Consider the following 22,656-nt stretch of genomic DNA (forward strand, 5'->3'; position numbering starts at 1 on the left):
CCGGGCGGGCTCCGGCCCGGCAGGCTGTTCAGCCGCGGCGGGCTGATCAGGCGCGGCCGGCCGGTCAGGCGCGGCGGGCTCAGCCGCGGCGGGCGAGGGTGCGCGCGTAGTGGCGGGAGCGGGCGGTGACCGCGAAGGCCGAGGCGAGCATCGCGATGCCCGAGCCGAGGAGCACCGCGAGCGTGCCCTGATCGGCGACCGCGTGGCTGCGCCCGAAGGCGAGCTCGTTCATGAGCAGCGCGACGGTGAAGCCGATGCCGCCGAGCACGCCGACGACGATCACGTCGACCGTCGGGATCCTCGCACTCGGACCCGAGCGCCTCGCGGCGATCAGCCCGCCGACGGTGCCGAACAGGGTGATGCCGACGATCTTGCCGACCGGCAGCGCGACGACGATCGCCCAGAACGCGGGGGAGAGCTCGGCGGGGGCGACGGCGGGGATCGCGACCGCCGCGGCCGAGAACGCGAACAGCGGCAGCACGATGCCGTTCGAGAAGGGTTCGAGGCGGTGCTCGGCGTGCGCGCCCGGGCTGCGGGCGATGACGAGGCCGAGCAGCACGCCGGCGATCGTCGCGTGCACCCCCGAGCGCAGCACGAAGTACCAGGCGAGCACCCCGAGCACCACGAGGGCGAGCGCGATCGGCCAGGCCGGGCGACGCGCCAGCATCCACGCCGCACGCGGCTTCAGCATGCGGCTCAGCACCCCGAACACGGCCACGCACGCGGCCGCGAGCCCGAGGAAGGGCAGTTCGACGGTGTCGGTGAAGAAGAAGGCGATGATGAGGATGCCGACGAGGTCGTCCAGCACGGCCAGCGCGAGGAGGAACACGCGGACCCGGCCCGGGATCCACCGGCCGAACAGGCCGAGCACGCCGAGCGCGAAGGCGATGTCGGTCGCGGTCGGGATCGGCCAGCCGGCCTCGAGGCCCGCCCCGCCGGTGCCACCGGGCAGCACCACGGCGATCAGCAGGTAGACGAGGGCCGGTGTGATGACGCCGCCGGCGGCCGCGATCGCCGGCAGCAGCGCCTTCGCGGGGCTCGCGAGCTCGCCGACGACGAGTTCGCGGCGGAGCTCCACGGCGACGATGAAGAAGAAGATCGCCAACAGCCCGTCGCTCACCCAGTGCCCGATCGAGAGGTCGAGGCCGATCGCCGCCCAGCCGAGGTGCGCGCCCTTCAGCTCGAGGAGGCCGGGGCCGATCGCGGTGTTCGCGAGGACGAGGCCGAGGACGGCGGCCAGGAGCAGGAGGAGGGCGGAGAATCGCTCGGAACGGAGCAGTCGCATGCCGGAGCCTTTCGGGAGGTCGGGAACATCGTCGACGCATCCGCGTCGGCCGACCAGACTTCCCGGCACTCCGCGGGTCAGTCTACGCGCTGCGAGCAGGCCGCCGTGCCGGCCGCCCGGCCGTAGGCTGGGGCGATGACGGAGACCGCCCCCCGGCATCCGGGACTCGACGAACTGATCGACACCGTCCAGCGTCTGCGCGCGCCCGACGGATGCCCGTGGGATGCGGAGCAGACCCACGCCTCCCTCGTGCGGTACCTCGTCGAGGAGTGCTACGAACTCGTCGAGGCGATCGAGTCGGGCGACCGCGCCGAACTCGTCGAAGAGCTCGGCGATGTGCTCTACCAGGTGCTCTTCCACGCCGACATCGCCGCGCATACGCCGGGCGAGGGCTTCGACATCGACGACGTCGCCCGGCACATGACGGCGAAGATGATCGGCCGCCACCCGCACGTCTTCGGCGACCGCGAGGCCGAGACCGCCGAGGACGTCATGGGGTTCTGGGAGGAGCTGAAGCGGGCCGAGAAGCCGCACCGCACGAGCGTGCTCGACGGTGTGCCGGCCGGGATGCCGGCGCTCGCCCTCGCCGACAAGGTCATCGGCAAGGCCGGCAAGCTCGGCGTGGCTCCGGATGCCGGTACGGGCCCGGCCGCCGATGCCGCCGACGAGGAGGCGCTCGGCGCCGAGCTCTTCGGCATCGTCGCGGCCGCCCGGGCGAAGGGCCTCGACCCCGAGCGGGCCCTGCGCGGCGCGATCCGCGCCTTCGCGGGCGAGGTGCGCCGCGCCGAGGCGGCGGGCAGCGGCGCCGACGCCTGAGGCTCAGGCGACGCGGCTGCCGGCCGACAGACCGCGGATCCGAGCGGAGGCGGCGGCTCCGGGCGGCGGAGGGTTTCAGGCGATGCGGCTGCCGGCCGACAGGCGTTTGGCGGGCGTCCGGGTGCGGGCCCAGGCCCACCAGAGCGCGCCGGCGCCGAGCAGCACGTGGATGCCGAGGCCGACGAACCACGACGGCACGGCCGCGTCGAAGATCTCCTTCGGCGTCTGCGACTCGTACGACTCGGGCTCCCCGCTCCGGAAGGTCGCGCAGGCGTCGATGACCTGATCGAGTTCGGGCGGCTGCTGCGCCTGCCGCACGGCGACCGAGATCCATCCGAAGAGGTCGCGGGGCTCGCCGTCGTCGGTGAAATCGGTGGCGGCGGCATCCGCCACCACGACGTACGGGTTTGCGGCGAGGAAACCCCAGACGAGGTCGTAGCGCGGCACCTGGTACGTGTTCGTCTCGGTCGGCAGGCAGGGGACGGGTCCGCCGCCCGGAACCTCGCCGTTCGCGTCGAGCTTCGACCAGTCGACCATCTTCTGCGTCACCGTCGCCGTCGACTGCACGGCGGTGCCGCCCAGGCCGAAGGCGATGAGGGTGCCGATCGACAAGGCCGCGACCACGAGATAGGTGACGACCACCGAGAAGAGCGGCTTCACGAGCACCCCCGACAGCCCCACGCCGACCGCGGCGACGACGCCGAGCTCGACCGCGGTGACGAAGATCGACAGCGCGATCGTCCACCCCGAGACCCCGCCGAGCACGAGCCCGTAGACGAGGAACGGCACCGCGGCGGCCAGGAAGGCGAGGGCCGTCAGCCACGCCGCGATCCACTTGCCGACGACGATCTGCCCGGTCGTCACGAGCGTCACCTGCGTCGTCGCGAGGGTGCCCTGCTCGCGGTCGCCGTTGATCGCGTTGCCCGACATCGCCGGCGAGACGAGCGTGCCGAGCAGCAGCACGAAGAAGACGATCGTCGAGAACACCCCGCCGCCGCCGGCCTCCCAGGCGTCCGTGGCCATCGTGAGCAGCACGGCGACGAGGAAGATCAGGAACACGAAGATGCCGAGCAGCACGTACCAGGCGACGCCGCGCACGCGCTGTCGCAGGTCCAGCGCGACGATGAGGCCGGTGCCCCGCCAGAACCCGATCACGGGCGCTCTCCGTTCAGGTCGAGGAAGACGTGCTCCAGGTCTCCGACCGCCGGCCCGTAGGCGACGATCGGCACTCCGGCCGCCGTGAGATGGGCCAGCAGCTGCGCCGCCGCGGCCTCGTCGGTCACGGGCACGATCGTCTCCCCGCGGTCGACGCGGGCGTGCTCGCCGTACCCGGCCGCCTCCAGCGCGGCGGCGAGCGCGGCGGGATCGAGGGAGCGGATGCGCCAGTCGCGGCTCGCCCGGGCCGCGCGCGCCACGGCATCCGCCGCCGCCGTCACCCCGCCCGAGAGGTAGACGGCCGTGTCGGCCATCTCCTCGAGCTCGGCGAGCACGTGGCTGGAGACGAGCACGGTCTTGCCCTCGGCGGCGACGCGACGCACGAGCACCCGGAGCGCGACGCGGGCGGCGGGGTCGAGGCCCGAGGCCGGTTCGTCCAGGAGCAGCACGGCCGGGTCGTGCACGAGCGCGCGGGCGAGGCTCAGGCGCTGCTTCTGCCCGCGGGAGAGCACGCGTGCCGGCTGCTCGGCGAGCGGCACGAGGTCGACGAGGCGGATGAGCTCCGCGGCCCGTTCGGCGGCCCGGGCGCGGCCGAGGCCGTACATGCGGCCGCTCATCTCGAGCGCGACCCGTACCGTGAGGCTCGGCCAGACGCCGAGGGCGTCCGGCATCCACCCCATGCGTTCGCGGACCGCGCGGGGTTCGGCGACCGGATCGAGCCCGCCGATGCGGATGCTGCCGGCGTCCGGGGCGAGGAGGGTCGCGAGCATGAGCAGCAGCGTGGTCTTGCCGGAGCCGTTCGGGCCGATGAGGCCGGCGACGGTGCCGGGCCCGACCTCGAAGCTCGCATCGCGGACGGCGTGCACATCGCCGAAGGATCGCGCGAGATGCTGGGCGCGGATGCCGGCGGGAATCGGATCGGGCATGGCCCTCCTCATCGGGTGTCGGCCCCGCGGGCCGAGCGGCTGCGGCCGAGTGTAGCGAAGCGCAGGCGCGTCGCGCCACGGCATCCGCACCCGCACGCACCTGGAAGAATGGGGCCATGGCCCAGACCGTGACGCCCCCGCGCGGCATGCGCGATTTCCTGCCCGCCGAGAAGGCCCGCCGCGAGCACGCCCTCGGCGTCATCCGCGACGTCTACCGCGTGCACGGTTTCGACGAGATCGAGACCCCGGTCATGGAGGACTCCTCCCGGCTGCACGCCGGCCTCGGCGGCGACAACGAGAAGCTCGCCTTCGCCGTCATGCGCCGTGGCCTGACCTCGGACGACCTCGCTCGGGCGGCAGCCTCCGGCGATGCCCTGAGCCTCGCCGACCTCGGCCTCCGCTACGACCTCACGGTGCCGCTCGCGCGCTTCTACGCCACCCACCGCGCCGCGCTGCCGCCCGTGTTCCGCTCGATCCAGATCGCGCCCGTGTGGCGCGCCGAGCGCCCCCAGAAGGGCCGCTACCGGCAGTTCGTGCAGTGCGACATCGACATCATCGGCGACGCGACGAGCCTCGCCGAACTCGAACTGCTCACCGCGACCCTCGCGACCCTCGACGCCCTCGGCCTCGGCGGCTGCGTCATCCGCATCAACGACCGGCGCATCCTCACCCGCCTGCTCGAGACGTGGCAGGTGCCCGCCGGCGGCCGGGAGCGTGCGCTCATCGCCATCGACAAGCTCGACAAGATCGGCGCCGAAGGCGTCGCGGCCGAACTCGCCGGCCTCGGCATCGACCGGCCGGGCCTCGCCGAGGAGATCGCCGCGCTCGCCGCCGCCGACTGGTCGGTCGGGCAGGCGGCGCCGGCCTGGCTCGACGAGGCAGCCTTCGCCGAACTCGCGGCTCTGCGGGATGCGCTGCCCGGGGCATCCATCGCCTTCGACCCGACGCTCGTGCGCGGCATGGGGTACTACACGGGCACCATCTTCGAGATCGCCCACTCCGACTTCGGCTATTCCCTCGGCGGCGGCGGGCGATACGACCGCATGATCGGCCGCTTCCTCGGCAGCGAGGTGCCCGCATGCGGCTTCTCGATCGGCTTCGAGCGCATCGTCGACCTGCTGCCCGAGGCGGATGCCGGTGCGGCCCGCTCCGTCGTGCTCGTGCACGAGGCCGGCGCCGACCCGGCCGGCCTGCTCGCGCTGAAGCGGGAGCTCGTCGCAGACGGGGTCCGGGTGCGTTTCGAGCGCCGCGTGAAGAACACGAAGGCGCTGCTGGACCGGGTCGCCGCCGACGGCTTCGCGGAGTTCGCCTTCGTGGGCGACGCGACGCGGGCCGGCGAGCTCGAGTTCCGCCCGCTCGCGTGAGCCGGACGCCCGTCCCTCCGGCGGCGGGGCGGCCGCGCGCGTCTCAGTAGACTGGCCCCGGACCGTTGAGGGGCCGTCCTCCACCCACCATCACAGAGGAGTTCACTGTGGCATTCATCGAAGCAGTCGGCGCGCGCGAGATCCTCGATTCGCGCGGCAACCCGACCGTCGAGGTCGAGGTGCTGCTCGACGACGGATCGCTGGCCCGCGCCGCGGTGCCGTCCGGCGCATCCACCGGCGCGTTCGAGGCGTACGAACTGCGCGACGGCGACCCGAAGCGCTACGGCGGCAAGGGCGTGCTGAAGGCGGTGGATGCCGTGCTCGACGAGCTCGGGCCCGCCGTCGAAGACCTCGACGCGAGCGACCAGCGCGTCATCGACCGCACCCTCATCGACGCCGACGGCACCGAGAACAAGAGCCGGCTGGGCGCCAACGCGATCCTCGGCGTGAGCCTGGCCGCCGCCAAGGCCGCAGCCGACTCGGCCGACCTGCCCCTCTTCCGCTACCTCGGCGGGCCGAACGCGCACACCCTGCCGGTGCCGATGATGAACATCATCAACGGAGGCGCGCACGCCGACAACGGCGTCGACATCCAGGAGTTCATGATCCTGCCGATCGGTGCGGAGACCTTCTCGGAGGGCCTGCGCTGGGGCGTGGAGACCTACCACGCGCTCAAGGGCCTGCTGAAGGCGAAGGGCCTCTCGACCGGCCTCGGCGACGAGGGCGGCTTCGCCCCCGACTTCGCCCACAACCGCGAGGCGCTCGACTTCATCGCCGAGGCGATCCAGCACGCCGGCTTCACGCTCGGCAGCGACATCGCCCTCGGCCTCGACGTCGCCTCGACCGAGTTCTTCCGCGACGGGGCGTACCGATTCGAGGGGCAGTCGCGCACCGCCGCAGAGATGAGCGCCTACTACGAGGAACTCCTCGCCGCCTACCCGCTCGTCTCGATCGAAGACCCGCTCGCCGAGGACGACTGGGAGGGATGGGCCGCGCTCACGGCATCCATCGGCGGCAAGGTCCAGCTCGTCGGCGACGACCTCTTCGTCACCAATCCGGCACGCCTGGCCGACGGCATCCGCAAGGGCGCCGCGAACTCGATCCTCGTGAAGGTCAACCAGATCGGCACCCTCACCGAGACCCTCGACGCCGTGCAGCTCGCGCAGCGCTCCGGGTACACGGCGATCCTCTCGCACCGCTCCGGCGAGACCGAGGACACCACGATCGCCGACCTCGCCGTGGCCACCGACTGCGGTCAGATCAAGACGGGCGCGCCCGCACGCAGCGAGCGCGTCGCGAAGTACAATCAGCTCCTGAGGATCGAGGAGGAGCTCGGCGACGCCGCGGAATACGCGGGCCGGGCGGCCTTCCCCCGGTTCACGGCGTGATCGCCCGGTCGGGGGCGGCCGCCGCACCCGCTCCCGACCGGCACGCCGACGGCGAGGAGGGATGATGGCGAAGATCCGCACCCCCGCCCGATTCTCGGGATCCCGATGGCTCGGGGGCATCCGTTTCTCAGCCTTCTCCATCATCATGATGGGCGTGCTCGTGCTCGCCGTCGTGGTGCTCGCACCGACGACGGCGGCCTTCGTCACGCAACGTCAGCAGATCGCGAACCTCCATGCGGAGGTGCGCGCCCAGAAGACCGAGATCGCCCGGCTGTCGGCCGAGCGGGAACGCTGGAACGATTCGACGTTCATCATGACCCAGGCCCGCGAGCGTCTCTACTACGTCAAACCCGGAGAGGTGAGCTATCTCGTGATCGACGACCGCGCCCCGGCCGCCGCGACCGGCGCCGCCGATCCCGTCTCGACCGAGGTCGTCGAGACCGAAGGCGACTGGATGCGCACGATGCTCTCCTCCGTCATGGTCGCCGGCCTCGCGCCCGAACCCGGTGCCGAACCCGACGCGGGCACCGCCCCCGCCGCCGGAGACCGCGAATGACCCGTCCCCCCTTCGACCCGCCGAGCGAGCGGGACCTCGCCGTGGTGTCCGCCCAGCTCGGCCGGCCGGCCCGCAACGTGCTCGGCATCGCCGCGCGCTGCGTCTGCGGCGCCCCGACCGTCGTCGCCACGGCGCCGCGCCTCGGCGACGGCACGCCGTTCCCGACCCTCTACTACCTCTCGCACCCCGCGGCGACGGCGGCCATGAGCCGGCTGGAGGCCGAGCAGCTCATGCCCGCCTATGCGGCGCGCCTGGCCGACGATCCCGCGTTCGCGGAGGCGTACCTGCGGGCGCACGAGTCCTACCTGGCCGACCGCGAGTCGATCGGCCATGTCGAGGAGATCGCGGGTATTTCGGCCGGCGGGATGCCGACGCGCGTCAAATGCCTGCACGCGCTCGTCGGCCACGCCCTCGCCGCCGGCCCCGGGGTGAACCCGGTCGGCGACCTCGCCCTCGAGGCCTCCGACTGGAGCCCCGAGGTGTGCCGCTGCCCCGATTACGGGGTGGATGCGCCGGCGGGCGGAGCCCGGGGATGACCGCCCGGCGGCGGCGGACGGCGATGCGCCTGGCGGCGTTCGCGGTCGCGGTCGCCGCGTTGCTCGCGCCGGGTGCGGCGGCGGCGGCCGTGCCGGCCCCTGCGCCGGTCGCGGCGGCTCCCGCGGCGGGCCGGGTCGGCACCGACATCGTGCGCGACTACGAGTACTGGCTCGGCGAGTACGGCTTCACGACGGCGTGGAATTCCTCGCGCGGCGAGGGGCAGACGGTCGCCGTCATCGATACGGGCGTCGTCGGCAGCGTCGCCGAGCTCGACGGGGTCGTCGTCGACGGCACCGATGTCTCGGGCGTCGGCTCCTCCGACGGGCAGACGCCGGTGGGCGATCAGCCGGAACACGGCACGATGGTCGCATCCCTGCTCGCCGGCCGCGGGTCGGCGCCGGGCAGCGGGGTCATCGGCGTCGCCCCGGCCGCCAAGCTCCTGTCGATCTCGGTCGCATTCGGCCAGGACACGGGTTCGACGGTCTCGACCGACGATCAGATCGCCGAAGCGGTGCGGTGGGCGGTCGACCATGGGGCCGATGTCATCAACATGTCGCTGACACGCAACACCCGGACCTGGCCCGAAAGCTGGGACGACGCCTTCGGCTACGCCTTCGCGAACGACGTCGTCGTGGTGGCGGCTGCCGGCAACCGCGGCAGCGGCACGACCGAGGTCGGTGCGCCGGCGACGATCCCGGGGGTGCTGGCCGTCGCCGGGGTCGACCGCGACAAGAACGCGAGCTTCGACGCCTCCTCCCAGGGCATCACGATCGGTGTCTCCGCTCCGAGCGAGAAGCTCGTCGGCGTGAAGCCCGACGGGCAGTACCTGCAGTGGGACGGCACGAGCGCGGCGACCCCGCTCGTCTCCGGGCTCGTCGCGCTCGTGCGCGCCGCCTACCCCGACCTCGACGCGAACAACGTCATCCAGCGCGTCATCGCCACCGCCGATCCGCGCGGCCATGACGTGCCGAGCCCGCTCTACGGCTACGGCATCATCGACCCGCCGGCGGCGCTGACCGAGCAGGTCGACTTCGTCCAGGCGAATCCGCTCGGGGACCTGGGGGAGTGGATCCGCATCCACCGCAGGGCGGAGATCGAGCAGCCCGAGGCCACCGAGCAGCCGGAGGAGGAGGTCGTGCCGATCGCCGATCCGCCGCTTCCGAGGAACACGGCGACGCTCACGCTGTGGCCGACGCCCTGGACTCTGGCCTACATCACCCTGCCGCTCTCGATCGTCGCAGGGTTTGGTACGCTTGCAGCGCTGTTGGGCATCGGCGCCGTTCGGCACATCAGGCGGACTGCGCGCAGCGAGCGCCAGTGATCGCAAGAGGTTTTTCACCCAAGGAGACAATTCAACCGTGCCCAGGATTCTGATCGTCGGCGGCGGATACGCAGGGTTCTACACTGCCTGGAAGCTCGAGAAGTGGCTGCGCGACGGCGAGGCGGAGGTCACCGTCGTCGACCCGTTGCCGTACATGACCTACCAGCCGTTCCTCCCCGAGGTCGCCGCCGGGTCCATCGAGCCGCGCCATTCGGTCGTCGCCCAGCGCCGCCATCTGAAGAAGACGACCGTCATCACGGCGAAGGTCACGGGTATCGACCACGCCGCCAAGACGGCGACGATCACGCCTCCGGTCGGCGAGCCGTACGCCTTCGACTACGACATCGTCGTGGTCACCGGCGGTGCGGTCTCGCGCACCTTCCCGATCCCGGGCGTCGCCGAGAACGCGATCGGCCTGAAGACGATCGAAGAGGCCGTCGCGATCCGCGACAAGGTCCTCACCAATTTCGACAAGGCCGCCCAGCTGCCCGCCGGCCCCGAGCGCGACCGGCTGCTGACCTTCGTGGTCGTCGGCGGCGGCTTCGCCGGCATCGAGGTCTTCGCCGAGCTCCGCTCCTTCGCGAGCTCGCTGCTGAAGCGCTACCCGCAGATCGCCTTCGAAGACACGCACTTCCACCTCATCGAGGCGATGGGGCGGATCATGCCCGAGGTGTCGCTGCCCACGAGCCATTGGGTCATCAAGAACCTCGCCCAGCGCGGTGCCGAGATCCACCTCGAGACGCAGCTGACCAGCGCCGTCGACGGCCACCTCGAGCTCTCGACCGGCGAGACCCTCGACTCCGACCTCATCGTGTGGACGGCCGGCGTCATGGCCAACCCGGCGATCGTGCGCGGCAGCGACCTGCCCGTCGAGCAGCGCGGCCGTATCACCGTTCGCCCCGACCTCCGCGTCGGCGACGAGGACACGATCGTCGAGGACGCGTGGGCGGCCGGCGACATCGCCGCCGTGCCCGACCTCACCGGTGGCGGCGTCGGCGGCTTCTGCGTGCCGAACGCCCAGCACGCCGTGCGTCAGGGCAAGCTGCTCGCGAAGAACCTCGTCGCCGTGCTCCGCGGCGAGACCCCGAAGGACTACATCCACAAGAACATGGGCGCCGTCGCCGGCCTCGGCGTCGGCATCGGCGTCTTCCAGTCGGGCAAGTTCGCCATGAAGGGCCTCATCGCCTGGTTCGCCCACCGCGGCTACCACGGCCTGGCCATCCCGGGCTGGGAGCGCAAGTGGCGCGTGTTCTGGGGCTGGTGGAACAACTTCTGGCTCGGCCGCGACATCGTCTCGCTCGAGGCCGTGCAGACGCCCCGCGTCGCGTTCGAGACCTTCGCCGCCCGGCCCAAGCCGCCGGTCGACGCCGAAGCCAAGTAGCACCCGGCCGTAGGCCGGTCGACCCCGTCGAGCCGAGGAGCGCGCATGGAACCTCTTGCGCTCCTGCTCGTCGGGGTCGTCGGCGTCCTGGTGGTCGCCGCCGCGACCGTCGCCGGCAACCGCCTGCAGGTGGCGGCGCCGCTCCTGCTCGTCGTCGTCGGTGCGCTGATCAGCCTGGTGCCGGCCGTGCCCGAGTTCGTCCTCGACCCGGAGTGGATCCTCGCCGGCATCCTGCCGCCGCTGCTCTATTCGACGGCGGTCTCGATGCCGGCGATGGAGTTCCGGCGTGATTTCCGCACCATCGGCGGCCTCTCGGTGCTGCTCGTCGTCGTGAGTTCGCTCGTGCTCGGGCTGTTGTTCGACTGGCTCATCCCCGGTGTCGGCCTGGCCACCGGCATCGCCCTCGGGGCGATCGTGAGCCCGACGGATGCCGTGGCGACCCAGATCGCCAAACGCCTCGGCGTCTCGCCGCGGGCGATCACGGTGCTCGAGGGCGAGAGCCTGCTGAACGATGCGACGGCCCTCGTGCTGCTCCGCACGGCGATCGCCGCCGCGGCGGCCGCCGTCTCGTTCTGGGAGGTCATCGGGCAGTTCGTCTACGCCGTCGCGATCGCCGTGGCGATCGGCCTCGTCGTCGGCTGGCTGAACCTCGTCGTCCGGCACCGGGTGCGCGACGCCGCGGTGAACACGGCGATCTCCTTCACCGTGCCCTTCCTCGCCGCGATCCCCGCCGAGGAGCTCGGTGCTTCCGGCCTCGTCGCCGCCGTCACCGCCGGCCTCGTCACGGGCAACGGCGCCGCGAGGTACCTGAGACCCGAGCACCGGATCTCGGATGCGCAGAACTGGCGCCTCGTCGAACTGCTGCTCGAGGGCGCGGTGTTCCTCGTCATGGGGCTCGAGATCCAGGCGCTCATCGACGATGTGCGCGAGGACCATTCGGGCGTCGGCTTCGCCGCCCTCCTCGCCCTCTTCGCTCTCGCGGGGGTGCTGCTCGTGCGGGCCGCCTACGTCGCCCCGCTCGTGTGGGGGCTCTCGCGCCGCTCGAAACGCGCGGCCGGGGAGCGGGAACGCCTCGAGCTGGCCGAGGAGCGCATCGACCGCTTCGAGGCCGCCCTCGAGGAGGGGAGCCTGCCGAAGGGCGGCGAGCGCCGTGCGTCGAAACGCGATATGAGCCGCATCCGCGCACGCATCCGCCGCATGAGCGCCGATCTCGACTACCTCGAGGCCGCACCCCTCGGTTGGCGGGAGGGCACGATCGTCGTGTGGGCGGGCATGCGCGGAGCCGTCACGCTCGCGGCCGCGCAGACGCTGCCGACCGATACGCCGTCGCGTTCGCTCATGGTCCTCGTCGCCTTCTTCGTGGCCGCGGCGAGCCTGCTGCTGCAGGGCGGCACGCTGCCGTGGCTCGCACGCCGGCTCGGGCTGACCGGCGGCGGCATCGACGTCGGCGAGCGGGCGCGGTTGTCGGCCGAACTCGGAGCCGCCGCACGCGAGAAGCTCGACGAGTTCAGCGTCGACATCCGCGCGAAGCTCGCCGCCGCCGGCGGTCCGAAGCTTTCGCCCGAGAGCGAGGAAGCGGACGGCGAGGCGGCCGAGCACGAGACGGCCGGGCATGAGACGGGCGAGGGCAAGATGCCCGCCGCGCCTGCTGCGCGCCGGAGCCCGTCCGACGACGAGGCCACCCGCCAGGCCATGCAGCGCGTCCGCGAGGCCCGCCTCGCGGTGCTCGAGGCGCAGCGCGAGGCCCTGCACCGGGCCCGTCGCACGGGCGTCTACGGCTCGGAGACCCTCACCTGGGCGCTCAATTGGCTCGACGCCGAACAGATCAGCATCGAACTGCGCACCGAGGGCGCCGACGAATCCGGCGCAGCCCCGGCGTGAGCCGGCGGTAGGGTGGCCGAGCGGCTCCCGTAGCCCAATCGGCAGAGGCAGGCGACTTAAACTCGCTTCAGTCAGGGTTCGAATCCCTGCGGGAGCACCTTCGACGGCCGCGGATGGGCGGGTGCGCGCGAAACCGTTCGCGTCGGTCGCGGGGTGGCGGTGACGGCCCCGGATGGGCGGGTGCGCGATCCGCGCGGTTCGTGCATACTGGTGCGACTGGGACGATCGTCCCACTTGGGCGAAGGGGCACGGATGGCGAGGATCCCGGCAGCCGAGCGCCGCACCGCGCTCGTGCAGGCGGCGCTCGGCGTCGTCGCCCGCGAGGGCATCTCGCACGCCACCACCCGGGCCATCGTCGCCGAGGCCGGCATGAGCCTCGCGAGCTTCCACTACGCCTTCGCGTCCCGCGACGAACTCATCGACGAGCTGATCGCCCACGTCGTGCAGGACGAACGCGAAGCCCTCCTCCTCCCCGAGTTCGCCGAGGGTCGCAGCCTCCCCGAGGTCGTCGAGGCCGGCTTCCGGGCCTACTTCGCCCACCTGCAGGCCGACCCCGGCCGCGAGCAGGCCATGCTCGAACTCACCTGGTACGCCCTCCGCTCGCCCGAGCGGCATCCGATCGCCCGGGAACAGTACGCCAGGTACGCCGAGATGGCCCGCGACGTGCTCGAGGCAGCGGCCCGGCGAACCGGCGCCCGCTGGCTCGCCCCCGTCGACACCGTCGCGTCCGTGCTCATCGCCCTCACCGACGGGCTCACCGTCACCTGGCTCGTCAACCGCGACGACGCCGCGGCCGAGGCATTCGTGCGTGCCGCATCCGACACCCTCACCCGAATGGCGGAGCTGCCATGACCCGCACAGCCCCCGCAGACCGTGCCCTGGCCGAACCCACACGCCCCGTCGGCGGGAAGTGGATGGCAGCGTTCGCGAGCGCCTGGCTCGGCATCTGGATGGCGCAGCTGACGCCGATCCAGCTGTTGCTGCCCGCGCAGATCGATGCGCGCCTGCATCCCGAGCACTGGATCGACAGCGTCATGGCCTTCGGTGCGGTCTCGGGCATCGCGGCCGTGTTCATCCTCATCGCCTACCCGTTGACGGGCGCGATCTCCGACCGCACCGCTTCGCGCTGGGGGCGGCGGCGGCCGTGGATCGCGATCGGCGCCCTCGTCTTCGCCGCCGCCCTGACCGCGCTCGGCGCCGCGACCGAGATCTGGCAGATCGGCATCGCCTGGGTCGCGGCGATGATCGGGTTCTGCATCACGACCGCCTCGCTCACGGCGACGATCTCGGACCAGGTGCCGGTCGCCCAGCGCGGCATCGTCTCGGGGTGGATGTCGGCGCCGCAGGCGGTCGGCATCATCGTGGGGCTGCTGCTGGTCACGACGGTGTTCACCGGCGTCTTCGCCGGGTATCTCGCGGTCGCCGTGCTGCTCATCCTCCTCGTCATCCCGTTCCTGCGGGTGCCGGACGCGCCCCTCGGCCGGGCCCGCGACCGGGTCACGGCCCGCGGCATCGTCCAGAGCCTGTGGATCAGTCCGCGCCGCTATCCCGATTTCGGCTGGACCCTCACGAGCCGCATCCTCGTCTCGATCAGCAACGCGCTCGGCACGAGCCTGCTGCTGTACTTCCTGATGTTCGGTCTCGGCGATGCGCACGCCGAAGACGACCTCATCATCCTCACCCTCATCTACATGGTGTTCGTGATCCTCGCCTCGCTCGTCTTCGGCCGGCTCTCCGACCGGCTCGCCCGGCGCAAGGCCTTCGTCTTCCTCGCCTCGGGCCTGCAGGGCATCGCGGCCCTGCTGCTGGCCCTGGTGCCGGATCTCACGGTCGCGATGTGCGCCGCCGGGCTCCTCGGCCTCGGCTACGGATGCTTCCTCTCGGTGGATCAGGCCCTCGCCACGCAGGTGCTGCCCGATCCGGCCAGCCGCGGCAAGGACCTCGGCATCATGAACATCGCCACGGCCGTGCCCCAGGCGCTCGGTCCGCTGCTCGGGGCCGTCGCGGTCGCCGTGAGCGGCTCGTTCGCCCTCGTCTTCCTGCTGTCGGCGGTGCTCGCCTTCGCCGGTGCGATCGCGGTCTCGCGAGTGAGGAGTGTCGCCTGATGGATCTGCAGCCGAGGCCGGGGGATCCGCGCCCCTGGCAGGAGCCGGCCCGATTCTGGGGGGCCATGACGCGGGCCACGCGCGGCCTCGACGCGCCGGTCGGCGCGATCCATCTCGGCGCCCTGCGCGCGAACGCCGCCGACATGGTGCGCCGGGCCGCCGGCACGCCGATCCGGATCGCCTCCAAGTCGGTGCGGGTGCGTTCCGTGATCGAGTCGCTCCTCGCGCAGGACGGCTTCCACGGGGTGCTCGCCTACACGCTCGGCGAAGCGCTCTGGCTCGCCGACACGGTCGAGGACCTCGTCGTGGGCTATCCGACCGCCGAGCGCGAGAACCTGCGGCGTCTCGCCGCCGACGAGGAACTCGCCTCCCGCATCGCGATCATGGTCGATTCGCCCGAGCAGCTCGACCTCGTCGACGCCGTCGTGCCACCGGCCCGGCGCGCCGAGATCCGCGTCTGCCTCGAACTCGACGCCTCGTGGAACGCGCCGCTGCTCGGGCACCTCGGCGTGTGGCGTTCGCCCGTGCACGAGCCTGCGGATGCCGGGGCCCTGGCCGCCTACATCGCGAAGCGTCCGGGGTTCCGGCTCGTGGGCATGATGGCCTACGAGGCGCAGATCGCCGGGGTCGTGAACCGGCCGAAGGGGAGGCCGGTCGACGGCGCCGTGAACCGGTGGATGCAGGCGCGGTCCATGCCCGAGCTCGTCGAACGACGCGCGCTCGCGGTGGCCGCGGTCCGGGAACACGCCGAGCTCGAGTTCGTCAACGGCGGCGGCACCGGCTCGCTGGAGGCGACGGCCGCGGATCCGGCGATCACCGAGATCGCCGCGGGCAGCGGGCTCTTCGGCGGCCACCTCTTCGACGGCTATGCGCACTTCACGCCGGCGCCGGCCGCGGCGTTCGGCCTCGACGTGGTGCGGAAGCCCTCGCCCTCGCATGCGACGCTGCTCGGCGGCGGATGGATCGCCTCCGGCCCGCCGGCGGCCGACCGGCTGCCGCTCGTGGCCTGGCCGGCCGGGCTGAAGATGGTCGGCCGCGAGATGGCCGGCGAGGTGCAGACGCCGCTCACCGGGCGTGCCGCCAGACGCCTGCGCGTGGGGGATCGCGTCTGGCTCAGGCATACGAAATCGGGGGAGCTCTCGGAGCATCTGAACGCGTTCGCCGTCGTCGACGGCGATGAGGTGGTCGACACGGTCCCGACGTATCGGGGAGAAGGGCGGGCGTTCCTATGACGGCGACGGGTGCGATGTGGCGGAACTGGGGGCGTACCGAGGCGGTGCGCCCCCTGCGGGTCGAGCGGCCGGCATCCGCCGAGGCCGTGCAACGGGCGGTGCAGGCGGCCGCCGGCGCGGGCGTCGGCATCAAGGCCGTCGGCGCCGGGCATTCGTTCACCGGCATCGCCCTCGCGCCCGGTGTGCAGCTCGACCTCGACGACATCGCGGGGGTGCGAGCCGCCGACCCTGGAACGGGCCGCGTCAGCCTCGGCGCAGGCACCCGCCTGCACCGCCTGCCGGAGCTGCTCGAGCCCTACGGGCTCGCGATGGCGAACATGGGCGACATCGACCGGCAGTCGATCGCGGGGGCGACCTCGACGGGCACCCACGGCACCGGCGTCGGCTTCGGCGGGATCGCGACGCAGATCACGGGCGCCCGCCTCGTCACGGGCACGGGCGAACTGCTCACCGTCGACGAGACCCACCACCCGGAGCTGCTGCCGGCCGTGCGGCTCGGCCTCGGCGCCCTCGGCATCCTCGTCGAGCTCACCCTGCAGTTCGTGCCCCGCTTCGCGCTGCACGCCCTCGAGCAGCCCGAGCCGCTCGAGCAGGTGCTCGGCGCGTGGGAGGAGCGCGTGCGCGCCGCCGACCACTTCGAGTTCTACTGGTTCCCGCACACCGACACGGCGCTCACGAAGACGAACACGCGCCTGCCGGGCGACGCCCCGCTCGACCCGCTCGGCGGCTTCTCGCGCTGGGTCGACGACGAGTTCATGGCCAACGGCCTCTACCGGGTGATCTGCGCGCTCGGGCGCGCGGTACCGGCGGTGACGCCCGGCTTCGCCCGGCAGGTCGAGAAGCTCACCGGGGACCGCGACTTCACCGATCTCTCGCCGAAGGTGTTCACCACGAACCGCTCGGTGCGCTTCCGCGAGATGGAGTACGCCCTGCCGCTGGCCGCGGTGCCCGAAGCGCTCGGGCGGATCCGCCGGCTCATCGCCGAGCGCGGGTGGCGGATCTCGTTCCCGGTCGAGGTGCGCGCGGCTGCGGCCGACGAGAACTGGCTGTCGACGGCGTACGGGCGCGAGACCGGCTACATCGCGGTGCACCGGTATTTCCGCGAGGATCCGGCCGAGTACTTCCGCGCGGTGGAGGATGTCATGCGCGAATTCGACGGCCGCCCGCACTGGGGCAAGATGCATACCCAGACCGCGGACTCGCTTCGGGCGCGCTACCCGCGCTTCGACGATTTCCTCGAGGTGCGCGAGCGGCTCGACCCCGAGCGTCGCTTCGCGAACCCCTATCTCGAGCGCGTGCTCGGCGCCTGAGGAAGCCGCCCTCGGGCCTTCGCCCGAACGCTCCCCGAGCGCTGCCCTCGGCCTTGCTCCGAGTCTCATGGGAACGCCACAGGGCCGACCGACCACGCGGTTAGGATGGGGGCACCGCTCCCCACTTCCGGCAAGGAGACCGCCGCCATGGAATGGCTCATTCCCCTGATCATCGTCGTCGCCCTGGTGCTCATCGTCGGCATCTACCTGTGGGCGACGTACAACTCGCTCGTGACGCTCAAAGTGCGCGTCGACGAGGCATGGAGCGACATCACGGTGCAGCTGAAGCGGCGCGCCGACCTCATCCCGAACCTCATAGAAGCGGTCAAGGGCTACGCGGCGCACGAGAAGTCCGTGTTCGAGAACGTCACCGAGGCTCGCGCCGAGACCCTCTCCGCGCAGGGGCCGGCCGAGGCATCCGCCGCAGAGAACCACATGCAGCAGGCCCTGAAGTCGATCTTCGCCGTCGCCGAGGCGTACCCGCAGCTGCAGGCGAGCCAGAACTTCCTGCATCTGCAGTCCGAGCTCGTCGACACCGAGGACAAGATCCAGGCCTCGCGCCGCTTCTACAACGGCGGCGTGCGCGAACTGAACACGAAGATCCAGGTGTTCCCGAACACCCTGTTCGTGCGCGGCCTCGGCTTCCGCGAGCGCGAGTTCTTCGAGGTGACGGAGCCGGCGGCGATCGCCGAGCCCCCGCGCGTGCAGTTCTAGCGTCCGCCGATGTACCGAGCGATCGCCAAGAACAAACGCAACACCGTCTTCACGATCATCCTCTTCCTCCTGATCATCGGGGGGCTCGGATGGCTCGCGGCCTACATCTACGACAACGTCGCGATCGTGGTCATCACGCTCGTCGTGGCCACCGGGTACGCGCTGCTGCAGTATTTCATGGCCGACCGGCAGGCGCTGTCGATCTCGGGCGCCGTCGAGGTGACCGAGAAGTCGCAGCATCCGCGGCTGTGGCGCACGGTCGAGAACCTCTCGATCGCCACCGGCACGCCGATGCCCCGCGTCTACGTCATCTCCGATCCGGCGCCGAACGCCTTCGCCACGGGCCGCGACCCCGCCCATGCCTCGGTCGCCGCGACCACGGGGCTCCTCGAGATCATGGACGACGCCGAGCTCGAGGGCGTCATGGCCCACGAACTCGGGCATGTCCGCAACTACGACATCCGCCTGTCGATGATCGTGTTCGGCCTCGTCGTGGCCGTCGGCTTCATCTCCGACATGCTCATGCGCCTCGCGTTCTTCGGCGGCAACCGCAACAACAACCAGAACCCGATCGTGATGATCTTCGGGCTCGTCGCGATGCTCGTCGCCCCGCTCGTGGCGACGCTCGTGCAGCTGGCCGTGTCGCGGCAGCGCGAGTACCTCGCCGACGCCACCGGGGCGATGACGACGAGGCATCCGGACGCCCTGGCGAGCGCCCTGGAGAAGCTCGGCCAGTACGGTCGGCCCATGCAGCGGCAGAACACCTCGATGGCCCACCTCTGGATCGCCGACCCGCTGAAGCCCGGGGTCATGGACCGGCTCTTCGCGACGCACCCGCCGCTGCCCGAGCGCATCAAGCGCCTCGAGCAGATGGGCGGCTCGTTCTGAGCCTGCGCTGAGTTCAGCCCCGGAGCGCGCCGGCGAGCGCGGGGGAGAGATCGCCGCGTCCCGCGAGTTCGACGCCGGCCAGGCCCTGCCACTCGGCCGCGCGCAGGATCTCGGGGGCGATACGTTCGGCGAGCCCGACCGGTGCGCCCGGCTCCTGCCAGGCCGACTGCACGCGCAGCACCCCGGCCTTGCGGTCGCTCTTCAGGTCGATGCGACCGACGACGCGGTCGTCGAGCAGCACGGGCAGTGTGTAGTAGCCGTAGACCCGTTGCTCGGCGGGCGTGTAGATCTCGATGCGGTAATGGAAGCCGAACAGCCGCTCGGTGCGGGGGCGGAACCAGACGAGCGGGTCGAACGGCGAGAGCAGCGCGGCAGCGCGCACGCGGCGGGGGCGGGCGGCATCCCGGTGCAGCCAGGCGGGGACGACGGTGCCGGCGCCGTTCTTCCAGCCCTCGACCTCGACCGGGATCAGCTCGCCGGCCTCCTCGAGCCGGCGGATCGCCGCGCGCACGGGAGCCCGGCCCATCCTCCAGTAGTCGGCCAGATCGGCCTCGCTCGCGACCCCGAGGGATCGGGCGGCGAGCCCGACGAGGCGGGGGACCGCTTCGTCCGCCGCAACGCCCGCGCCGACGAGCTCGCCCGGCAGCACCTGCTCGGGCAGGGCGTACACGCGCTCGAAGCGGCGGCGCTCGACGCACACGACCTCGCCGGTGCGGAACATCCACTCGAGCACGCGTTTCGCATCCGACCAGCCCCACCAGCCGCCGCGGCCCTTGGCGGCATCGTGCTCGAGCTCGCTCGCGCGCTGCGGCCCGTTCGCCGCGAGGTCGGCGAGCACCCAGCGCCGCAACGCGTCGTGCCGGGCAAGCCAGTGGTCTTCGGCGGCGACCTCCGCCCGGTAGGCGGCGCGGCGGAACTCGAACAGGGGCCAGTTCTCGCGGGGCACGAAGGCCGCCTGATGCGCCCAGTACTCGATCATGCGCCCGTGCCTGCCGTAGGTCAGACGGTCGAGCGCGGCCCGGTCGTAGGCGCCGTGGCGACTGTAGGCCGGCAGGTAGTGGGCGCGTTCGAAGACGTTCACGGAGTCGATCTGCAGCACCGCGAGCCGCTCGGCCGTCGTGCGCAGGCGGCGGATGCCGGGCGCCTGCGTGCGCGGGCCGGCAAGGCCCTGTGCGGCGATCGCGATGCGCCGCGCCTGGGCGGCCGAGAGCTGTTCGGGCGTCACGATCCCGACGCTAGCAGCGGCCGCCGACACACGGCCGGCTCCCGGCGAGGCCGCCCGTAGACTGGCACGATGACGGAGCCGAGGGGCAGATCGCGCAGGGGAATGTTCGCGGGCCGCCGTGAGGAGGCGCCGGAGACGCCGGACGTGACGGCGGCGGTGCCCTACGGGGTGCGGCTGGCCGGCGCGTGGTCCTGGCGGCTGCTGCTCATCGGCGCGGTGATCGCCGTCGTCGTCTACCTGGTCATCCAGTTGCGGCTCATCGTCATCCCGCTGCTCATCGCGGCGCTTCTCGGCGCACTGCTCGTGCCGTTCGCCGAGTGGCTGGTGCGGCATCGCTGGCCGCGCTGGCTCGCCGTCGCCACGGCCATGATCTCGGCGCTCGCGGCAGTCGGCGGGCTCCTGACGCTCGGGATCTGGCAGGTCGTGCGCGGCTCCGACGAGCTGGCCGCGCAATCGGTCGTCGCCTGGAATGGGTTCCGGGACTGGCTGCTCGGCCCGCCGCTGCAGATCAGCGTGGACCAGTTGCAGTCGTGGGTGGATCAGCTGGTTGAGGTCGTGCAGGAGGATTCCGGCGTGCTGCTGACCGGGGCACTCTCGGTGGGCTCGACCGTCGGACACATCTTCGCCGGTGCCCTGCTCGCGCTGTTCGCGACGCTCTTCATCCTCATCGACGGCCGGGGCATCTGGCGGTGGATCGTGGGGATCTTCCCCGTGCGGGCGCGTGCGGCCATCGACGGGGCCGGGCGGGCCGGCTGGACGACCCTCGGCAATTTCGTGCGCGTGCAGATCCTGGTCGCCACGATCGACGCCGTCGGCATCGGCCTCGGCGCCTTCTTCCTCGGGCTCCCGCTCGCCGTGCCGATCGCGATCCTCGTCTTCCTCGGCTCGTTCATCCCCATCGTCGGCGCGGTCGCCACCGGGGCGCTCGCCGTGTTCGTCGCACTCGTCTACCACGGCTGGGTGAGCGCGATCATCATGCTCGCGATCGTGCTCATCGTCCAGCAGGTCGAGGGTCATGTCCTGCAGCCCCTCATCATGGGCACGGCCGTCAAGGTCCACCCGCTCGGCGTCGTCGTCGCGGTCGCGACGGGCTCACTGCTCGCCGGCATCCCGGGCGCCCTGTTCGCGGTGCCCTTCGTCGCCGTGCTGAACGTCATGATCGGCTATATCGCCGGCGGCAGCTGGAAGGGCAAGGCCCCGCCCATCGCACCCCGGTCGCCCCTCTGGCGCACCGTCCCGCAGAACCCGCCCTTCACCCGAGAGGAGGATCGGTGATGACCGACCCAGCAGCCCCCGGCGGCACCGTTCCCGCGCTCGCCGAGTTCGAGGAGGCCCGCCGCATCGTCTCGCGCGTCGCGCGGCGCACTCCGATGGAGAGTTCGCGCTATCTCGCCGACCGCCTCGGCGTGCCGGTCTATCTGAAGGCCGAGAATCTGCAGCGCACCGGCTCGTACAAGCTGCGCGGCGCCTACTACCGGATGAGCCGGCTCGGACCCGAGGAGCGCGCTCGCGGCGTCGTGGCCGCGAGCGCCGGCAACCATGCGCAGGGGGTGGCGTTCGCGGCCCGCGAGCTCGGAATCCGGGCGACGATCTTCATGCCCGTCGGGGTGGCCTTGCCCAAGCTCGAGGCCACGAAGTCGTACGGCGCGCGCGTCGTGCTGCACGGCGACAACGTGGGGGAGACCCTCGAGGCGGCCGCCGAGTACGCCGAGGCGCACCGGGCGGTCATCATCCCGCCGTACGACCATCGCGACATCATCATCGGCCAGGGAACGCTCGGGCTGGAGATCCTCGAGCAGGCTCCGGATGCCGGCACGCTCGTCGTGCCGATCGGCGGCGGCGGGCTCATCGCGGGCACCGCGGCGGCGGCCAAGCAGGCCGCCCGTGCGGCCGGGCGCGAGATCCGCATCGTCGGGGTGCAGGCCGAGCACGCCTCGCCGTATGTCGCGTCGCTCCGGGCGGGCGAGCTCGTGAGCGTCCCGGTCGTCCCGACCATCGCCGACGGCATCGCCGTCTACCGCCCGGGGGTGCTGAACTTCGGCATCGTCCGCGAGGTCGTCGACGAGGTCGTCACCGTCACCGACGACGACATCGCGCGAGCGTTGCTCGTGCTCCTCGAGCGCGCGAAGCTCGTCGTCGAGCCGGCCGGCGCGGTCTCGGTCGCGGCGCTGCTGTCGGGTGCGGCGAAGGTCGAGGGCCCCACGGTCGCACTGCTCTCGGGCGGCAACATCGACCCGCTGCTCATGCAGCGCGTCGTCGCGCACGGGCTGGAGGCCTCGGGGCGCTATCTGACGCTGAAGATCGGTCTGCCCGACCGGCCCGGTCAGCTCGCGCGCATCTCGGAGCTCGTGGCCGAGGCGAACGCGAACGTCGTCGAGGTCATGCACACCCGTCACGGCCACGGACTGCAGATCTCCGAGGTCGAACTGCAGTTGGCCGTCGAGACGCGGGGCCCGGAGCATCGCACGGAGGTCGTCGACGTGCTGCGGCGAGCCGGCTACGACCCGGTGATCGTCGGGGACTGACCCGCTGCGCCCGGTCGCGCGGCTTGCGTTCCGTCGCCCGTTGTTAC

At 72.1% G+C, this 22,656-nt stretch carries 20 protein-coding genes and 1 tRNA gene; 17 read left to right on the plus strand and 4 right to left on the minus strand.

The annotated features are described in order from the left end of the window. Positions 1-79 precede the first annotated feature (79 nt). Positions 80-1,285: a Na+/H+ antiporter NhaA gene (locus tag G127AT_RS12760; protein WP_210897465.1), complete on the minus strand. Its 1,206-nt coding sequence runs from the start codon at positions 1,283-1,285 to the stop codon at positions 80-82. A gap of 135 nt (positions 1,286-1,420) precedes the next feature. Between G127AT_RS12760 and G127AT_RS12765 the strand changes: the two genes are divergently transcribed. Beyond that, a complete protein-coding gene (locus tag G127AT_RS12765; protein WP_210897468.1) occupies positions 1,421-2,101 on the plus strand; it encodes a nucleoside triphosphate pyrophosphohydrolase in 681 nt (226 codons plus the stop codon). Positions 2,102-2,176: 75 nt separating this feature from the next. Here G127AT_RS12765 and G127AT_RS12770 read toward each other — a convergent pair whose 3' ends face one another. Together G127AT_RS12770 and G127AT_RS12775 are read right to left on the minus strand one after the other, a co-directional pair. After that, positions 2,177-3,256, minus strand: a complete 1,080-nt coding sequence (locus G127AT_RS12770) for an ABC transporter permease (RefSeq protein WP_244857568.1) — start codon at positions 3,254-3,256, stop codon at positions 2,177-2,179. Next, positions 3,253-4,182 carry an ABC transporter ATP-binding protein gene (locus G127AT_RS12775; RefSeq protein WP_210897470.1) on the minus strand — a complete coding sequence of 310 codons (930 nt, stop codon included), beginning with the start codon at positions 4,180-4,182 and terminating at the stop codon, positions 3,253-3,255. The genes G127AT_RS12770 and G127AT_RS12775 overlap by 4 nt, the downstream gene beginning before the upstream one ends. Positions 4,183-4,298: 116 nt before the next feature. On the opposite strand from G127AT_RS12775, the gene hisS reads away from it, so the two are divergent. From hisS to G127AT_RS12845, 14 genes are all read left to right on the plus strand, one after another. Continuing rightward, the gene (gene hisS / locus G127AT_RS12780; protein ID WP_210897472.1) at positions 4,299-5,546 is read left to right on the plus strand and encodes a histidine--tRNA ligase; all 1,248 of its coding nucleotides are present in this window, start codon (positions 4,299-4,301) and stop codon (positions 5,544-5,546) included. Between the two features lie 107 nt (positions 5,547-5,653). Further along, positions 5,654-6,934 carry a phosphopyruvate hydratase gene (gene eno / locus G127AT_RS12785; RefSeq protein ID WP_210897474.1) on the plus strand — a complete coding sequence of 427 codons (1,281 nt, stop codon included), beginning with the start codon at positions 5,654-5,656 and terminating at the stop codon, positions 6,932-6,934. Between the two features lie 64 nt (positions 6,935-6,998). Then, positions 6,999-7,490: an FtsB family cell division protein gene (locus G127AT_RS12790; RefSeq protein ID WP_210897476.1), complete on the plus strand. Its 492-nt coding sequence runs from the start codon at positions 6,999-7,001 to the stop codon at positions 7,488-7,490. Then, positions 7,487-8,026 (plus strand): DUF501 domain-containing protein, encoded by a 540-nt coding sequence (locus G127AT_RS12795; RefSeq protein WP_210897478.1) that lies wholly within the window; start codon positions 7,487-7,489, stop codon positions 8,024-8,026. The genes G127AT_RS12790 and G127AT_RS12795 overlap by 4 nt, the downstream gene beginning before the upstream one ends. After that, entirely contained in the window at positions 8,023-9,348 is a 1,326-nt protein-coding gene (locus tag G127AT_RS12800) for a S8 family serine peptidase (RefSeq protein ID WP_244857569.1), read from the plus strand. Before G127AT_RS12795 ends, G127AT_RS12800 begins: the two co-directional genes overlap by 4 nt. Positions 9,349-9,385: 37 nt before the next feature. Beyond that, positions 9,386-10,729, plus strand: a complete 1,344-nt coding sequence (locus G127AT_RS12805; protein ID WP_210897480.1) for an NAD(P)/FAD-dependent oxidoreductase — start codon at positions 9,386-9,388, stop codon at positions 10,727-10,729. Positions 10,730-10,774: 45 nt separating this feature from the next. Continuing rightward, entirely contained in the window at positions 10,775-12,610 is a 1,836-nt protein-coding gene (locus G127AT_RS12810; protein WP_210897482.1) for a cation:proton antiporter, read from the plus strand. Between the two features lie 23 nt (positions 12,611-12,633). Further along, positions 12,634-12,707: transfer RNA gene (locus tag G127AT_RS12815), tRNA-Leu, on the plus strand. Positions 12,708-12,862: 155 nt separating this feature from the next. Then, positions 12,863-13,462 carry a TetR/AcrR family transcriptional regulator gene (locus tag G127AT_RS12820; RefSeq protein WP_210897484.1) on the plus strand — a complete coding sequence of 200 codons (600 nt, stop codon included), beginning with the start codon at positions 12,863-12,865 and terminating at the stop codon, positions 13,460-13,462. Beyond that, positions 13,459-14,715, plus strand: coding sequence for an MFS transporter (locus G127AT_RS12825; RefSeq protein WP_210897487.1), 1,257 nt, complete (start codon positions 13,459-13,461; stop codon positions 14,713-14,715). The genes G127AT_RS12820 and G127AT_RS12825 overlap by 4 nt, the downstream gene beginning before the upstream one ends. Continuing rightward, entirely contained in the window at positions 14,715-15,947 is a 1,233-nt protein-coding gene (locus G127AT_RS12830) for an amino acid deaminase/aldolase (RefSeq protein WP_210897489.1), read from the plus strand. The genes G127AT_RS12825 and G127AT_RS12830 overlap by 1 nt, the downstream gene beginning before the upstream one ends. Further along, the gene (locus G127AT_RS12835) at positions 15,944-17,257 is read left to right on the plus strand and encodes a D-arabinono-1,4-lactone oxidase (RefSeq protein ID WP_210897491.1); all 1,314 of its coding nucleotides are present in this window, start codon (positions 15,944-15,946) and stop codon (positions 17,255-17,257) included. The genes G127AT_RS12830 and G127AT_RS12835 overlap by 4 nt, the downstream gene beginning before the upstream one ends. A 147-nt stretch (positions 17,258-17,404) precedes the next feature. Further along, positions 17,405-17,971 carry a LemA family protein gene (locus tag G127AT_RS12840; RefSeq protein WP_210897493.1) on the plus strand — a complete coding sequence of 189 codons (567 nt, stop codon included), beginning with the start codon at positions 17,405-17,407 and terminating at the stop codon, positions 17,969-17,971. A gap of 9 nt (positions 17,972-17,980) precedes the next feature. After that, positions 17,981-18,859, plus strand: coding sequence for a M48 family metalloprotease (locus tag G127AT_RS12845; RefSeq protein ID WP_210897496.1), 879 nt, complete (start codon positions 17,981-17,983; stop codon positions 18,857-18,859). Between the two features lie 13 nt (positions 18,860-18,872). Here the strand turns inward: G127AT_RS12845 and G127AT_RS12850 are convergent, their stop codons facing one another. After that, the gene (locus G127AT_RS12850) at positions 18,873-20,084 is read right to left on the minus strand and encodes a winged helix-turn-helix domain-containing protein (protein WP_210897498.1); all 1,212 of its coding nucleotides are present in this window, start codon (positions 20,082-20,084) and stop codon (positions 18,873-18,875) included. 69 nt (positions 20,085-20,153) lie between these two features. Here G127AT_RS12850 and G127AT_RS12855 point away from each other — a divergent pair, with 69 nt between their 5' ends. After that, positions 20,154-21,359, plus strand: coding sequence for an AI-2E family transporter (locus tag G127AT_RS12855; protein ID WP_210897500.1), 1,206 nt, complete (start codon positions 20,154-20,156; stop codon positions 21,357-21,359). Next, on the plus strand, positions 21,359-22,609 hold the full coding sequence (gene ilvA / locus G127AT_RS12860) for a threonine ammonia-lyase (RefSeq protein ID WP_210897502.1): 1,251 nt from the start codon (positions 21,359-21,361) through the stop codon (positions 22,607-22,609). The genes G127AT_RS12855 and ilvA overlap by 1 nt, the downstream gene beginning before the upstream one ends. Positions 22,610-22,656: the final 47 nt, after the last annotated feature.

This window comes from Agromyces archimandritae (assembly GCF_018024495.1).
GTDB classification, from domain to species: Bacteria; Actinomycetota; Actinomycetes; order Actinomycetales; family Microbacteriaceae; genus Agromyces; species Agromyces archimandritae.

Excerpts from the sequence above, each read along its gene's own strand:
- G127AT_RS12825 (WP_210897487.1), top strand. The coding sequence starts at position 13,459 with ATGACCCGCACAGCCCCCGCAGACCGTGCCCTGGCCGAACCCACACGC.
- G127AT_RS12855 (WP_210897500.1), top strand. The coding sequence starts at position 20,154 with ATGACGGAGCCGAGGGGCAGATCGCGCAGGGGAATGTTCGCGGGCCGC.
- G127AT_RS12845 (WP_210897496.1), top strand. The coding sequence starts at position 17,981 with ATGTACCGAGCGATCGCCAAGAACAAACGCAACACCGTCTTCACGATC.
- G127AT_RS12760 (WP_210897465.1), bottom strand. The coding sequence starts at position 1,285 with ATGCGACTGCTCCGTTCCGAGCGATTCTCCGCCCTCCTCCTGCTCCTG.
- G127AT_RS12830 (WP_210897489.1), top strand. The coding sequence starts at position 14,715 with ATGGATCTGCAGCCGAGGCCGGGGGATCCGCGCCCCTGGCAGGAGCCG.
- G127AT_RS12820 (WP_210897484.1), top strand. The coding sequence starts at position 12,863 with ATGGCGAGGATCCCGGCAGCCGAGCGCCGCACCGCGCTCGTGCAGGCG.
- ilvA (WP_210897502.1), top strand. The coding sequence starts at position 21,359 with ATGACCGACCCAGCAGCCCCCGGCGGCACCGTTCCCGCGCTCGCCGAG.
- G127AT_RS12765 (WP_210897468.1), top strand. The coding sequence starts at position 1,421 with ATGACGGAGACCGCCCCCCGGCATCCGGGACTCGACGAACTGATCGAC.
- G127AT_RS12810 (WP_210897482.1), top strand. The coding sequence starts at position 10,775 with ATGGAACCTCTTGCGCTCCTGCTCGTCGGGGTCGTCGGCGTCCTGGTG.
- G127AT_RS12790 (WP_210897476.1), top strand. The coding sequence starts at position 6,999 with ATGGCGAAGATCCGCACCCCCGCCCGATTCTCGGGATCCCGATGGCTC.
- G127AT_RS12775 (WP_210897470.1), bottom strand. The coding sequence starts at position 4,182 with ATGCCCGATCCGATTCCCGCCGGCATCCGCGCCCAGCATCTCGCGCGA.
- hisS (WP_210897472.1), top strand. The coding sequence starts at position 4,299 with ATGGCCCAGACCGTGACGCCCCCGCGCGGCATGCGCGATTTCCTGCCC.
- G127AT_RS12795 (WP_210897478.1), top strand. The coding sequence starts at position 7,487 with ATGACCCGTCCCCCCTTCGACCCGCCGAGCGAGCGGGACCTCGCCGTG.
- G127AT_RS12835 (WP_210897491.1), top strand. The coding sequence starts at position 15,944 with ATGACGGCGACGGGTGCGATGTGGCGGAACTGGGGGCGTACCGAGGCG.
- G127AT_RS12800 (WP_244857569.1), top strand. The coding sequence starts at position 8,023 with ATGACCGCCCGGCGGCGGCGGACGGCGATGCGCCTGGCGGCGTTCGCG.
- G127AT_RS12840 (WP_210897493.1), top strand. The coding sequence starts at position 17,405 with ATGGAATGGCTCATTCCCCTGATCATCGTCGTCGCCCTGGTGCTCATC.